The sequence below is a fragment of the Micromonospora sp. LA-10 genome (assembly GCF_051853095.1).
Taxonomy (GTDB): Bacteria; Actinomycetota; Actinomycetes; order Mycobacteriales; family Micromonosporaceae; genus Micromonospora; species Micromonospora echinospora_A.
Genome location: NZ_CP195710.1, coordinates 2,370,061 through 2,384,689, shown reverse-complemented (window position 1 = coordinate 2,384,689; position 14,629 = coordinate 2,370,061). Strand labels below are relative to the sequence as shown.

Genomic DNA, 14,629 nt, shown 5'->3' with positions numbered 1-14,629 from the left:
GACACTTCGCCCGGTCATGGCCCTGACGATGGTCGTCGCGTTGCTGCTGGGCGCCGGGCAACCGGCCGCCGCGGAACCGGCCACCGCCGCCACCGAGACGGTCACCATCACCTCGGGCAAGCCCCGGTCCGTCATGGTCATCGGGCAGGTCTACGCGATCCACACGGTCGAGGCCACAGGTGGCACCGCGCCGTACCGGCTGTCGGTGACCTCCGGCAGCCTGCCGCCGGGGATGCTCGTGGTCGGGACGTCGCTCGGTGGCTCGCCGACCACGCCGGGGACGTACACGTTCCGGCTGCGGATGACCGACCAGAACGACCTCTTCGACGAGCAGACGGCGACGATCGAGGTGCGCGAACCGAAGGTCGTCATCACGTCGGGCAAGCCCCGGTCGCCCATGTACCTGGGCCGGGTGTACGCGATCCACACGGTCGAGGCGACAGGCGGCACCGGGCCGTACCAGCTGTCGGTGACCTCCGGCAGCCTGCCGACGGGGATGCTCGTGGTGGGTACGTCGCTCGGCGGCTCGCCGACCACGGCCGGGACGTACACGTTCACGCTGCGGATGACCGACAAGAACGACCGCTTCGACGAGCAGAACGCCACCGTCGTGGTCGCCGAGGCGGCGACCGCGTTCACCTCCGGCGACCCGCCCACCGCCACCGTCGGTAAGCGCTACTCCTTCCGCTTCACCGCCGCCGGTGACTCGGACATCGCGTTCTCCCTGGCCGCCGGGGCACTGCCGGACGGCCTCACCCTCGACGAGGAGGGCCGGCTCAGCGGCACCCCGGGCAGCGTCGGCACGTACGCCTTCACCGTCGCGGCGAAGGGGTACAGCACCAGCGCCACGAGGCAGGTGTCGCTGACCGTCGCCGCCCGGACCCCGGTCACCCCGACGGCGTCCCCGACCGGCTCGACGCCCGACCCGGCCGACCCGACTGCCACGCCGACCCCGGGCGATCCGGCCGCCACGCCGTCGGAGAGCACTGCGGCGCCCCTGCCGACGGCCTCGCCTTCGAAGGTGAGCGGCGCGTGGCTGCCGATCACCGGGCCGGGCTCGCCGCTGGTGTTGCTGCTGCTGAGCGTCGTGGCCTTCTCCATCGGTGGCATCCTGCTCGTGCTGGCCTACAACCGTCGCCGGCGGTTCACCACACCGGAGTGACGCCCGCCCGAGCCCGGGTAGGCGGAGCGGTAGGCTTGGCGGCGTTGTGTCCGGATGCCGCCGTGGGCCGGCTACCGCCTGCAAAGCTGGAGTTCTCATGACCACGACGCTGCCCGCGTACGACGAGGTCGTCGCGCGCTTCGAACCGGTGATCGGCCTGGAGACCCACGTCGAGCTGGGCACGAACACCAAGATGTGGTGCGGCTGCCCGACCGACTTCGGCGGCGAGCCGAACACCCGGGTCTGCCCGGTCTGCCTCGGCCTGCCCGGCTCGCTGCCGGTGGCGAACAAGGCCGCCATCGAGGCGACCATCCGGATCGGGCTGGCGCTGAACTGCTCGATCGCCGAATGGTGCCGGTTCGCCCGGAAGAACTACTTCTACCCGGACATGCCGAAGAACTTCCAGATCAGCCAGTACGACGAGCCGCTGTGCTTCGACGGCTACCTGGACGTCGAGGTGAACGGCGAGCTGGTGCGCATCGGCATCGAGCGGGTGCACCTGGAGGAAGACACCGGCAAGACGCTGCACGTGGGCGGCGCCACCGGCCGCATCCACGGCGCCACCGAGTCGCTCGTCGACTACAACCGGGCCGGCATCCCCCTGGTCGAGATCGTCACCAAGCCCATCCCCGGCACCGGCGCGCTCGCGCCCGAGGTCGCCCGCGCGTACGTCGCCGAGCTGCGTGACGTGATCCGCTCGCTCGGCGTCTCCGACGTGCGGATGGAGGAGGGCTCGCTGCGCTGCGACGTCAACACGTCGCTGAACCGGCCGGGCGAGGAGTGGGGCACCCGCACCGAGACCAAGAACGTCAACTCGCTGCGCTCGGTCGAGCGGGCGGTCCGCTCGGAGATGCTGCGGCAGGCGTCGGTGCTGGAAGCCGGCGGCCGGATCACCCAGGAGACCCGGCACTTCCACGAGGACACCGGCGACACCACGTCGGGCCGGTCCAAGGAGACCGCCACCGACTACCGGTACTTCCCGGAGCCGGACCTGGTGCCGCTCGCCCCGGACACCGCGTGGGTGGCCGAGCTGAAGGCCGCCCTGCCGGAGCTGCCGCGGCTGCGCCGCAAGCGGATCCAGCAGGACTGGGGCCTGTCCGACCTCGACATGCAGTCCGTCGTCAACGCCGGCGCGGTCGAGCTGATCGAGGCGACGGTGGCCGCCGGCGCGACCCCTGCGGCCGCCCGCAAGTGGTGGCTGGGCGAGCTGTCCCGCCGCGCCAACGAGACCGCCGTGGAGCTGGCCGACGTGGGCGCGACCCCGGCCCAGGTCGCCGAGCTGCAGGGCCTTGTCGACGCCGGCAAGCTCAACGACAAGCTGGCCCGTTCCGTGCTGGAGGGCGTGGTGGCGGGCGAGGGCTCGCCGACCGAGATCATGACCAACCGCAACCTGGAGGTCGTCTCGGACACCGGCGCGCTCACCGCGGCCGTGGACGAGGCGATCGCCGCCAACCCGGACGTCGCCGACAAGATCCGCAGCGGCAAGGTCGCGGCGGCCGGCGCGCTGGTCGGCGCGGTCATGAAGACCACCCGGGGCCAGGCGGACGCGAAGACGGTCCGCGAGCTGATCCTGGCGCGCCTCGGCGCCTGACGTGTAAGGAAGGGCCCCTTCTTAACGCCTGGTGCATGGGAAGGGGCCCTTCCTAACGCCGCACCCCCCACTCAGTGGGCGTCAACGGCGACGCCCGGATGGAGACACCGTGAACACCGACGTCCTCGACGAGATCCAGCGCCGGGTGCTCTGGCTCGCCACCCGCATCGTCGACGCGGCCAACCACGACCGCGACACCGGCGACGGGGTGAAGGTCGGCGGCCACCAGGCGTCAAGCGCCTCGCTGGTGACGGCGATGACCGCGCTCTGGTTTCAGCACCTCGACGCCGAGGACCGGGTAGCGGTGAAGCCGCACGCCTCGCCGGTGTTCCACGCCATCCAGTACCTGCTCGGCAACCTCGACAAGGCGTACCTGCCGAAGCTGCGGGCACGCGGCGGCCTCCAGTCGTACCCGTCGCGCACCAAGGACCCGGACGAGGTGGACTTCTCCACCGGCTCGGTCGGCCTGGGCGCCGCCGCGCCGCTGTTCGCCGCCGTGACCCGCCGCTACGTCGACGCGCACTTCGGCCCGCGCCCGCACTCCCGGTTCGTCGCGCTCATCGGCGACGCCGAACTGGACGAGGGCAACATCTGGGAGGCGGTCGCCGACCCGGCCACCACCGGCCTGGGCAACGTGATGTGGCTCGTCGACTTCAACCGGCAGTCGCTGGACCGGGTCGTCCCCGGCATCCGGATCAACCAGTGGCGCGGCCAGTTCGAGGCGGCCGGCTGGCACGTCGTGGAGGTCAAGTACGGCCGCAAGCTGGCCGAGGCGTACACCCGGCCGGGCGGCACGGCGCTGCGCGACTGGATCGACCGGATGCCCAACGAGCAGTACCAGTCGCTGTTCGGGCTGGCCGGGCCCGCGCTGCGCAAGCAGTTCCTGGACGGCGCGCCGGCCGAGGTGGCCGCGTTCGTCGCCGACATCGGCGACGACGAGCTGGGCCCGCTCGTCACCGACCTGGGCGGGCACGACACGCAGGCCATGCTCGACGCGTACGCCCAGTGCGACGCGGTCACCGACCGGCCCAGCGTCGTGTTCGCGTACACGGTCAAGGGCTGGGGCCTGCCGATCGCCGGCAACCCGCGCAACCACTCGGCGCTGCTCACCAGCGAGCAGGTCGACGCGCTGCGCGCCGCGAACGGCCTGACCCCGGAGACCGAGTGGGACCGCCTCGACCCGGCGTCCCCGGCCGGCATCCGGGCCGGCGAGCGCCGGGAGGCGCTGTCCCGCGCGCCGCGCGAGCGGGCGCTGGGCGTCACCGTTCCGGAAACCACTCGGGTACGCGCGAACAAGCCCGTCTCCACCCAGGAGGTCTTCGGGCGGGTGCTTGTCGACCTGGCCCGCGATCCGCAGGTGGCGCCCTACCTGGTGACCACCGCCCCGGACGTGGCGACCTCGACCAACCTGGCCGGGTTCATCAACAAGACGGGCGTGTTCGCGCCGACCGAGCAGCGTTCCTGGACCGAGGACCGGATGCTGCGCTGGACCGAGAGTCCCGCCGGGCAGCACATCGAGCTGGGCATCTCGGAGATGAACCTGTTCCTGCTGCTGGGCCAGCTTGGCCTGTCGTGGGACCTGTCCGGCCAGCCGCTGCTGCCGGTGGGCACCGTCTACGACCCGTTCGTGCTGCGCGGTCTCGACGCGTTCCTCTACGGCACGTACTCCGGCTCCCGGTTCGTGGTGGCCGGCACCCCGTCCGGCATCACGCTGGCGCCCGAGGGGGGCGCGCATCAGTCCACCATCACCGCCTCGGTCGGCCTGGAGTTGCCGGGTGTGACGTTCCTGGAGCCCGCGTACGCCGGCAGCCTCGACTGGCTGCTCTGCGACGCGCTCGGCCAGATCGCCGGTGGCGCCGCTCCCGCCGCCACCGCCGCGCCCGCCGAGGACGGGGCGTACTACTTCCGGCTCAGCACCCGGCCGATCGACCAGGCGCCGTTCGAGGCGGCCCGGGCCCGGCTCGGGGACGCGGTGCTGCGGCGGCAGGTGGTGGCCGGCGCGTACCGGCTCGTCGATGCGCACCAGGCGTACCCCGAACTGGCTGACGCCCCGGTCGTGCAGCTCGCCGCCTCCGGCGCGGTGCTGCCGGAGGTGCTCGCCGCCGCCGCGGAGCTGGCGGAGGAGGGCGTGGCCGCGCACGTGGTCGACGTGACCAGCCTGGACCGCCTCTACCGGGCGTGGCAGCGGACGCTGCGCCAGGGCGTGCGGACCGCTACCGTGCCGAGCGTGCCGGGCGCGCTGCGGTCGGCGTTCGCCGACCGGGTGCCGGTGGTCACCGTGCACGATGCGGCCTCGCACGCGATGGCCTGGCTCGGCTCGGCGGTCGGCGCCCCGGCGGTGCCGCTCGGCGTGGACGAGTTCGGCCAGTCCGGCAGCGTCCACGAGCTGTACGAGCTGCACGACCTGCTGCCGGGCAGCATCGTCAACGCCGCGCTGGCCGCGATCGCGCTGCGCTGACCGCGCTGAGCCGGGCTGGTCCGGATCCGGCTCGGTCCGGCACGGCGCTCCGCGACCTGGCCGAGCGGTCCGCGGCTGGCCGATCGCGGCGGCGCAGACTGCGATCGTTACGGATCGTGACAGCCGGATCGATTGCTGAGAGTGACCGACTCCGGCGACGCAAGGGATCACCTTTCGCCGCCTTTGCTCTGCAGCCATATCCGCAGCAGCGCTCTGAGCTGGGGTGGAACGAAGAGCGCTCGCGGCGCGCGGCCGCCCGCGCGGTCACTCCCGGTGCCTGCCGCGCCGATGGGTGCAGAGCAAAGGCGGCGGCAGGACATGCCGGGGCCGGACGGGCCGGTAACAATCGGTGACGGGCGTCTGAGCGGCAGGCGACCGGGCACCGCCCGGGACGGTCAGCGGGTGGGGGTGGGGGTGGGGGTCAGGGTCGTCGTGCCCGGCGACGGCGATCCCGAGGGGCCGCGGGTCGGGGTCGGGGTGACCGGCACCTGGTCGCCCTTGGCCGGGTCGCGGATGACGTGCCGCTCCAGGTTGACCTGCGACTGCCCGGTCCCGCCCACGGTGATCTCGTCGTAGGCCTGGAGCAGCTTCTGCTGGTCGAAGTAGAGCACCGTCATGGTCAGCGGCGTCGGCTTCTCGCCCTCCAGGCCGCGCAGCCCGGCCCCGCCGGTCGAGCCCTCCACCATCAGCGTGGTCGGCTGCTCGCCGGGCACCTCCGGCAGCTTCGACACCTGCCGGGCGTGGGTGTGCCCGGAGAGCACCAGCGGGCAGGTGCCGGAGAGCGGACCGGCCGAGGCGGGGTCGTGCACCAGCGCGATGTCCACCTTGCGTGGCGACTTCTCGATCGTGGCGGCGAGCTGCTCGCCGGCGCCGATCACCTGGTCCGCGACCGCGGCGGTGAGGCCGCTGCCGGCCGGCGAGGTCTCCTTGTCCGGGGTGAAGCGGGGGTCGCCGATGCCGGCGATGGTCAGCCCGGCCACCGTCGTGATCGAGTTGTTCAGCACTATCGCGTTCGGCTGCTGGGCCACCGCCGCGGCGGTGCGCGGCGAATCGTGGTTGCCGCGGATGAACACGTACGGCTTCTTGAGCAGGCCGATCGAGCCGACGAAGGACGCCTCCGGCTCGCTGCCCCAGTCGGTCATGTCGCCGGTGTCGATGACCACGTCGATGCCGAACTGCTCGACCACGGTACGGATCAGCTGCCAGCCGGTCGGGTTGAGGTGCATGTCCGACACGTGCAGCACCCGGGTGGTGCCCGGCGACGGCTGCACCACAGGCAGCGCGGAGACCGTGGTGTACAGCTTGCTGACGTTGCCGACCAGCCGCTGCAACTGCTCGGCGTACTTGGTGTAGTCGTTGGCGATCCGGCGCGCGTCGCCCACGATCGCTGGGGCGTTCACCAGCAGGCCCTCGTACCGTGGCTCCTCGATCGCCTGCGGGCGCAGCGTGGTCGCGGCCACCCCGAGGCTGCCGGCGGTGATGACGAGCGACAGGCCGCCGGCCCAGGCGGTACGGCGGACGTCGCGGAAGACCAGCGCCGCCAGGATCAGCGTGGCCAGCACCGCCGAGGCGAGCGTGCGCAGCCCGAGCCGCATCACGCCGTCGCGGACGTCCTGCACCGCCGACTGGCTGGCCCGGCTGATGCTGGCCGGGTCGTCGATCAGCGCCTCGGTGCGCCCCTGATCCAGCGCGCCCACCTCGACGGTCAGGTACGCCGGCCCGTCGTGGCTGTCCAGCAGCAGCGCGCCCAGCGGCGGGATGTCGACGGTGGTGCCGCCGCTCAGCGACGGGCTGAGCTTCAGCTCGGCCCGGAACGGGCCGATGTCGGTGCCGACGTGGCCGCCCGCGTACGTGCCGACCACGATGCCGCCGAGCGTGACCGCGAGCAGGGCCAGCACGACACCCAGCCGGCGCAGCCCGTGACCGGGTCGCCAGGCCGCCAGGCGGCGTGCACGCCCCCGCGAGGGTGACGTCTCGTCCCCCGCGCGGTGCTCTTCGTTGTCGTGGCCGTCCATGCTGAGATCCTGACCTGCCCCTTGAGCGATCTTGACAAACCCGCCGACCCGGATCAGCTCCGGCCGGCGCCCCCGTCGGCGAAGACCAGCCGCAGGAGGCGGTCGTCCTCGGCGGCGGGCCGGCCCCGCCCGTCCCGGTTCGAGGTGCTCACCCAGAGCGACCCGTCCGGGGCCACCGCCGCCGCCCGGAGCCGGCCGTACTTGTCGGTGAGCAGGTCGCGCGGCTGACCGAGGACGGTCCCGTTGCCGGCCAGCTCCACCAGCCAGAGCCGCTGCCCGCGCAGGCAGGCGGTGACCAGCAGCCGATCCACGGCCGCCAGGCCGGAGCAGGACGCGTCACCTGTGGGCCACTGCGTGATCGGGTTGACGTAGCGCCTGTCGTCGCTGCGCCCCTCCACCCGGGGCCACCCGTAGTTGCCGCCCTTGTTGATCGGGTTGATCTCGTCCCAGGTGTTCTGCCCGAACTCCACCGCGTACATCTTCTTGTCCGGCGTCCAGGCGAAGCCCTGCACGTTGCGGTGCCCGGTCGACCAGACCGGCGACCCGGCGGCCGGGTTGCCCGGCGCCGGCTTACCGTCCGGGGTGATCCGCAGGATCTTGCCGCCGAGGCTCTTCGCGTCCTGGGCGTTCTCGGTGCGCCCGGCGTCGCCGGTGCTGGCGTAGAGGAAGCCGTCCGGGCCGAAGCCCAGCCCGCCGCCGTTGTGCGTGCCGGCCTTCGGGATGCCGGTCAGGATCGGCGTCGGCGCCTGCCCGAGCCGCATCTTGGCGATCCGGTTGTCGTTCTCGGCCGTGTAGTAGACGAAGATCGTCCGGTCCCGCTCGTACGCCGGGGAGACCGCGATGCCGAGCAGGCCGCCCTCGCCGCCGGCGACCACGTCCGGCACTGTCTGTACCGGCCGCACGGCAAGCCCGTCCGGGCCGGACTCCGGGCCGACCTGGAGGATCCGCCCCTTGTCCCGCTCGGTCACCAGCGCCCCGCCGTCGGGCAGGAACGCGATGCCCCACGGCACCTCCAGGCCCTTGGCCAGCACGGTGGCGACCACCTGCTGACCGGCCCCACCCGGGCTGGCGGTGCTGGACGGGCTCGGCAGGTTGGGCGGCGCGCCGGCCGGATCCGGCGCGGGCTCGCCGAGGGCGCAACCGGCGCTGCCCAGCAGCAGCGCCGCGCAGGACACCGCCAGCGCCGTGCGGAGCCGGCGGACACGGGGGTACGGAAGAGGCGCTCTCACCCGGCCCAGCCTAGCCGGGCGAAGCGCCGAACCGGGCAGGTCGAGCGTCGTTCGATCGGCCTGTAGGGCGGCGACGAACAGGGCGGAAGAGCCGGACCGGTCCGCTCAGCCGGCGCGCAGGGCCAGCAGGGCGACGTCGTCCTCGCGGCGGTGCGCGGCGGCGAGCAGCCGATCGCAGAGGAGGTCCAGCGATCCGCCCGGCCCGTTGGCGCCGAGGTGGGCGAGCAGATCGGCCTGCCCCTCGTCGATCGTCCGGTCCCGGCGCTCGATCAACCCGTCGGTGTGCAGCAGCAGCGTGTCGCCGGGGGCCAGGACCAGCGTCCGGCCGGTACGCCGGGGCGCGCGGGCCAGGCCGAGCAACGGGCCGCGTCCTTCGGCCACCGAGACCGTGCCGTCCGCCCGGACCAGCACCGGCGGCGGGTGCCCGGCGTTGCACCAGGAGACCCGCAGTCCGTCCGTGTCGGGGCGGATCCGGGCCAGCACCGCGGTGGCGACAGTGGGCACCCGCAGCCCGCCCATGGCCCGGTCGAGCTGGGCCACCAGCTTCTCCACCGGGTCGTCGCGCCCGTACGCGTTGCCGCGCACCAGGTTGCGCAACTGGCCCATGGTGGCCGCCGCCTCGATGTCGTGACCGGCGACGTCACCGATCGCGGCCACCAGCTCGCCGTCGGGCTGGACGAACGCGTCGTACCAGTCGCCGCCCACCTCGACCCGGTCCGCGACCGGCAGATAGCGGGCGGCCAGCTCGATCCCCGGCACCGTCGGCAGGGTGGGCAGCATGCTGTGCTGGAGCACCTCGGCGACGTGACGCTGCTCGCCGTAGAGGCGGCTGTTGCCGACCGCCTGTCCGGCGCGTACCCCGATGTCCTGCGCGGTGCGCAGGTCGCTGTCGTCGAACCCGCGCCGGCCCGGACGGTTGACGAGCGTGACGGCCCCGATGATCCGGTCCCCGGCGGCGGTGATCGGCACGGTCAGGTGGGAGCCGATGCCGAGCCGCTCGGCGAGCGGCACCAGCTCCGGGCGGGTGCCGCCGCGCGTCACGTCCTCCAGCCCGGCCACCGCGCGCACCACCGGCCGCCCGGTGCGCAGCACCGACCGGATCTGCGACTCCGGGCCGAGCCCGGTGACCAGCAGCTCGGCGAAGCGGGCGACGTCACCCACCCGGTCGGCGTCCCGGTGCAGACCGGTGACGCTGCGCGGGCGGCCCGCCGGGTCGACGAGCGTGATCAGGCACCAGTCGGCGAGCAGCGGCACCATCGCGTGCCCGAGCCGGTCGACGGCAGTGGCCACGTCGAGCGTGCCGCCGAGCATCTCGCTCATCCCGGCCAGCATGGCGAGCCGGTCGTGCGCCTCCTCGGCCCGGCGGCGGGCATCCTCAGCGCCACGGAGCGCGATGCGCAGCCGCAGCTCCGAGGAGCACGCGGCCGCCAGGTCGGCGAGCGTACGCAACTGTTCAGCTGTCCAGGCCCGGGGCTTGCTGTCGATCGCGCAGAGCGAGCCGAGCACCCGCCCGTCCAGGTCGGTGAGCGGCATTCCGGCGTACGCCACCACGCCCAGGTCCTCGATGGCCAGGTTGAGACGGACCCGGGGGTAGAGGCGGGCGTCGGGCAACACCAGCGGCATTTCGACGTCCACCACGTGCTGGCAGAACGAGTGGCTCAGCGGTGTCTGCCGGCGCGCCGCCCACGGCTCTGGCAGCCCGGTCGCGCCGGGAAAGAACTGCCGGCCGGCGTCGACCAGGGAGACCAGCGCGACCGGCACGTCGAGCAGGTCGCCGACCAGCCGCGCGAACCTGTCGAACGCCTCGTCGGGTACGGCGTCGAGCCGGGTCTCCTCCAGCGAACGCAACCGGTCGGGGTCGGTCAATGCGGGAATCGGCACGGACATCCGCCCCGGGCCGTCCGCGCTCATCCCCACCGTCCTCAGAAATGGGAACGTCCGGCCGACGTTCCGTTCTCGGTTATACCCCGCAGGACCGCCACTCCATTCCCGGCGCGGTATTCGTCACGGGTCACACCGCGCCGGCCGGTCCGGGGCCGATATCGTCGGCGGTCGTGAAGGCATGGATCCCGCACCCCGAAGGCCTCCGGCTGCTCGGCGAACCGCCGCCCGGCGTCACCGTGGAGCTGCTGGCGGACCCGGAAAAGCTCCCGTCGTCCCCTGCCGGGGTGCGGTTCTGGGTACCGCCGTTCCTGTCCGGCCCGGACGCCGGCGCGTTCCTGGCCCGGCTGCCGGACGTCGAGGTGGTGCAGCTTCTCTCCGCCGGTGCCGACGCCTGGGTGGGGCGCGTCCCGGACGGCGTGACGCTCTGCGACGCCCGGGGCGTGCACGACTCGCCCACCGCCGAATGGGTGGTGGCCGCGATCCTGTCCTCGCTGCGCGGGTTCGCGCCGCTGGCCCGGGCGCAGGCGCGGCGCGAGTGGGCGTACGACGAGGTGGCGCCGACCGACGAACTGGCCGGCAAGCGCGTGCTCATCGTGGGCGCCGGCTCGATCGGCACGGCGGTGCGTGACCGGCTCGCCCCGTTCGAGGTGAGCTTCACGCTGGTGGCCCGTACGCCGCGCCCGGACCAGGGCGTGCACGGGGTGGACGAGCTGCCCGCGCTGCTGCCCGGGGCGGACGTGGTGGTGCTGCTGGTGCCGCTGACCGACCAGACCCGCAGCCTCGTCGACGAGCGTTTCCTGGCCGCGATGCCGGACGGCGCGTTGCTGGTGAACGCCGCGCGCGGGCCGGTGGTCAGTACCCCGGCGTTGCTCGCCGAGCTGACCTCGGGCCGCCTGCGGGCGGCGGTGGACGTCACCGATCCGGAGCCGCTGCCCGCCGACGATCCTCTGTGGGAGCTGCCGAACCTGCTGCTCACCCCGCACGTCGGCGGCTCGGTACGCGGTCTGCTGCCCCGGGCGTACCGCCTGGTGGGCGAGCAGCTGCGCCGGTACGCGGCCGGGGAGGAGCTGACGAACCGGGTGGTCGACGGCTACTGATCGCTCGTGGCGCCGGGCAGTTCCTGCCCGGTGACGGCGATCAGCTGGGGCAGTTCGGTGGTGCGTACCGCCGGCAGCATGACCACCTCGCCGTCGTCGAGCCGGGCGAGCGCGCGGCCCCGTGCGTCGCCGGCCAGTTCGGTGACGCGCGTCCACGGCACCCGGCGTTGCCCGGTGAGCGCCCGCAGCCGCAGTTCCGAGGCGTCGGCGTCGGTGCCGGCGCGCCACGCCCAGACCGCGACCGCGAGCGGGATCAGCAGCACCCAGAGCAGCCACCAGCGGGCGGAGGCCAGCGGCAGCGCGCCGATGGTGGCGACGATCGCGGCGACCAGGATGGCCTGGTTGTGTCGGAAACGGACGGTATCGGCACGGCTCACCCTCCGATGATCCCACCCGGCCGGCGCAGGCCGCCGCTCGCCCCGGCAGAGCACGTCGCCCTGTCCCTGGGAGAGCGACGCAAGCTCGGCGAGGCGGCGCCATCACGCCGCCGCCTTACTGAGCCGCGCCAGATCTTGGTACGTCCCCACCCCTCCGAGGGCGACTGCGTACCAAGATCTGGCGCGGGCGGGGCGTGCAACGGAGATCTTGGAAGATTGAGGCCCCTGTGAGGGCCTTTTCCTTCCAAGATCTCGTGTGAGGGCCGCTGTGCTGATGTGACGCATGTCACTGGTGTGATGACGTCACCGGGCGCTTCCGGGATCGTTTCTAGGCGTGGCCGCAGCGGTCCCCGCCGATGCGTCCCGCCCGCCCCGACTCCCGCACGTCGTACCGCGTACCGCGTACCGCAACCGCACCGCCCCCGTGCCCCCTCACGAAGGCGACCGCCGTGCCCGTCCCCCCTCCCGCCGGTCCCCGTCGGCGGCCACCCCTGTCCGACGTCGCCGTGTCGCTCACCGGCGCGCTCTTTCTGCTGGCAGGCGTCGCCGGGCTCCTGCCCGGTCCGGCCGCCGCCGCGCTCGCCGTCGCCGGTGGCTTCGCGCTCGCCTGCGTCCGGCTCGCCTGGCTGGCCGGCGGAGCGCTGCCCGCCCCGAGCCTCCCCACCCCGAACGCGCCGCCGACTGTCGACCCCCGAACCGCCGAATCAGCAGCCTGGAGCGCCGAAATCGGCCAGCCCGAGCACCGGGACGCCGCCGCGCCGGGCGTGACGACCGGGCGGCAGGCACGCCGGGTCGCGCTGTCCCGCCGGGTCGCCGCCATCCTGGACGCCGCCGTCCTGGTCGCCGGGCTCACCGTCGCGGTGCTGCCGCTGAGCGATCCAGCGCACCGGCTGCCGATCGCGCTGACCGGGTTGTGCCTCACCACGCCGCTGTACGTGACGGCGCTGCTGCGCCTGCCCGTCCGGTCCCGGATGTCCGGCCCAGAGCTGGTGCGCCGTGGCGTCGACGTGCTCGCGCTCGGCGTCAGCCTGGTCTTCGCCGGCTGGATGCTGCTGCCGGGCGGCCCGGTGCCGGCCGTCGCGGGGGTCGCCGCGTCGGGCGGCGCGGCGGTTCTCGCGGTGCTCGTGGTGGCGGCCCTCGCCGAACGCCGACGCCGGCCGGGCGCCGCGCGCTGCCACGCCGGGGCCGCGCTGACGCTCGGCGGGCTGACGCTGCTGGTGGTGCTGCTGGCGTACGACGCGCCGGAACGGGCGCTGCCGGTGGCGGCGGCGCCGCTGTTGGCGGGAGCGCTGCTCACCGTCGCCGGCCTGCGGCGCGCCTGGGCGGGGGAGCGGCCGGACCGGGACCTCGCGCCGGCCGCCTGGCCCCGCCTGACCGCGCCGGCCGGGATCGCCGCGCTGGCCGCCGGTGTCCACCTGTGCGCGGTGGGGGAGTTCAGCACCGGCGCGATGGCCCTGGGCCTGGCGATCATCCCGCCGATCATGGTGGGTGAGCTGCTCGCCGCCGCGGACCAGCGTCGCCGGGTGCAACGCCTCGCGGCCCGGGAGGCGTGGTTGCGGCGCCGGCTCGGACCTGATGCCCGGGCCGCCGAGCCCGCGCCGCTGACCCGCGCGGATCTGGTCCGGGCGATGGCGCAGCGCAGCGGCGGCGCGCTGCTCGTGGTCGATCTGCACGGCGAGGGCGCCGCCGTGCCGGAAGGGCCGGTGCTCACCGAGGTCGCGCGCCGGCTCCGGGCCGGCGTCGAGGCGCACGACCTGGTCGCCCGGCTCGGCGACACCGAGTACGCGGTCCTCACCGACCTCGGGCCGGTGCCCGCGTACGCGCTCGGCACCCGGCTGCTGGCGTCGCTGACCGAGCCGTACCCGCGGCCGTGCGGGGCGGCCCGGGTGCGGGTGAGCGTCGGACTGGCGGAGACCAGCGGCGGCGAACCGGAGGACGTGCTGCGCCAGGCCGACCTGGCCCGCCGCCGGGCGGTGCAGCTCGGCCGGGACCGGATCGAGTGGTACGACGCCTATCTGGAGGAGCAACTGGTCCGGCGTCTGGACCTGGAACGGGAGCTGCCCGGGGCGGTGGCGCGCGGTGAGCTGGACCTGGTCTACCAGCCGGTGGTGGCGCTCGCGGAGCGGGTGCCGGTCGGCACCGAGGCGTTGCTGCGCTGGCGCAGTCCCACGCTGGGCACGGTGCTGCCGGCGGAGTTGCTGCCGGTGGCGGCCGACCTCGATCTGATCGGCGAGATCGGGCGGTGGGTGGTGGACCGGGCCTGCCGCCAGCTCGCCGCGTGGTCGGACGGCGGCCGGGAGCTGTGGATGGCCGTCAACGTGACGCCGCGTGAGCTGGCCGCGCCGGACTTCGTGGCGCGTACGGCGACCGCGCTGGCCGCGTACGACGTGTCGCCGGAGCGGCTGGTGGTGGAGGTGGCCGAGCCGGGGGTGGGCGCCGAGTTGTCCACCGTGGTGGCCCGGCTCGCCGGCCTGCGTTCGATCGGCGTGCGGACCGCGCTCGACGACTTCCGCGCCGAGCACGCCTCGCTGGCCCAGCTCCGCCGCCTGCCGATCGATCTGCTCAAGGTGGCCCCGCATCTGGTCGGGCCGGGTGGGGACGGGCAGCGTCCGCTCATCGACGTGGTGGCGAACCTGGCCGACCGGCTCGGGGTGGAGCTGGTGGTCGAGGAGCTGGAGTCGGAGGGGCAGGTGGCCGGGGCGCGCCGGGCCGGCTGCCGGTACGGGCAGGGCTTCGTGCTGGCCCGGCCGGCGACCGCCGAGCGGGTCGAGGCGTGGTTCGAGGAGTTCCCGTCCGCCGCCAGGTGAGCTGAACCG

Annotated in this window: 9 protein-coding genes; 5 read left to right on the top strand and 4 right to left on the bottom strand. The window is 74.0% G+C overall.

Annotation, left to right across the window (positions count from 1 at the left end):
* Nucleotides 1–16: 16 nt before the first annotated feature.
* The 3 genes from ACSDG8_RS11025 to ACSDG8_RS11015 all read left to right on the top strand — a co-directional run bounded on the left by ACSDG8_RS11025 (nucleotide 17) and on the right by ACSDG8_RS11015 (nucleotide 5,211).
* Nucleotides 17–1,162, top strand: coding sequence for a putative Ig domain-containing protein (locus ACSDG8_RS11025; protein WP_247679462.1), 1,146 nt, complete (start codon nucleotides 17–19; stop codon nucleotides 1,160–1,162).
* A gap of 97 nt (nucleotides 1,163–1,259) precedes the next feature.
* Nucleotides 1,260–2,753, top strand: a complete 1,494-nt coding sequence (gene gatB / locus ACSDG8_RS11020) for an Asp-tRNA(Asn)/Glu-tRNA(Gln) amidotransferase subunit GatB (protein ID WP_210898772.1) — start codon at nucleotides 1,260–1,262, stop codon at nucleotides 2,751–2,753.
* A gap of 109 nt (nucleotides 2,754–2,862) precedes the next feature.
* Nucleotides 2,863–5,211, top strand: a complete 2,349-nt coding sequence (locus ACSDG8_RS11015) for a transketolase-like TK C-terminal-containing protein (RefSeq protein ID WP_210898774.1) — start codon at nucleotides 2,863–2,865, stop codon at nucleotides 5,209–5,211.
* Between the two features lie 395 nt (nucleotides 5,212–5,606).
* Here the strand turns inward: ACSDG8_RS11015 and ACSDG8_RS11010 are convergent, their stop codons facing one another.
* The 3 genes from ACSDG8_RS11010 to ACSDG8_RS11000 form a co-directional block, all read right to left on the bottom strand.
* Nucleotides 5,607–7,226: a metallophosphoesterase family protein gene (locus tag ACSDG8_RS11010; protein ID WP_210898776.1), complete on the bottom strand. Its 1,620-nt coding sequence runs from the start codon at nucleotides 7,224–7,226 to the stop codon at nucleotides 5,607–5,609.
* 53 nt (nucleotides 7,227–7,279) lie between these two features.
* Nucleotides 7,280–8,455: a PQQ-dependent sugar dehydrogenase gene (locus tag ACSDG8_RS11005; RefSeq protein WP_210898778.1), complete on the bottom strand. Its 1,176-nt coding sequence runs from the start codon at nucleotides 8,453–8,455 to the stop codon at nucleotides 7,280–7,282.
* Between the two features lie 105 nt (nucleotides 8,456–8,560).
* A complete protein-coding gene (locus tag ACSDG8_RS11000) occupies nucleotides 8,561–10,366 on the bottom strand; it encodes a SpoIIE family protein phosphatase (RefSeq protein ID WP_210898780.1) in 1,806 nt (601 codons plus the stop codon).
* A gap of 143 nt (nucleotides 10,367–10,509) precedes the next feature.
* On the opposite strand from ACSDG8_RS11000, the gene ACSDG8_RS10995 reads away from it, so the two are divergent.
* Entirely contained in the window at nucleotides 10,510–11,436 is a 927-nt protein-coding gene (locus tag ACSDG8_RS10995) for a 2-hydroxyacid dehydrogenase (RefSeq protein WP_210898783.1), read from the top strand.
* Here the strand turns inward: ACSDG8_RS10995 and ACSDG8_RS10990 are convergent.
* Complete coding sequence (locus ACSDG8_RS10990; RefSeq protein ID WP_210898785.1) at nucleotides 11,430–11,813, bottom strand: PH domain-containing protein; 384 nt, start codon at nucleotides 11,811–11,813, stop codon at nucleotides 11,430–11,432. The two genes, ACSDG8_RS10995 and ACSDG8_RS10990, sit on opposite strands and share 7 nt — an antisense overlap.
* Nucleotides 11,814–12,262: 449 nt before the next feature.
* Between ACSDG8_RS10990 and ACSDG8_RS10985 the strand changes: the two genes are divergently transcribed.
* Nucleotides 12,263–14,620, top strand: coding sequence for an EAL domain-containing protein (locus tag ACSDG8_RS10985; protein WP_439427858.1), 2,358 nt, complete (start codon nucleotides 12,263–12,265; stop codon nucleotides 14,618–14,620).
* The last annotated feature ends 9 nt before the right edge of the window (nucleotides 14,621–14,629 follow it).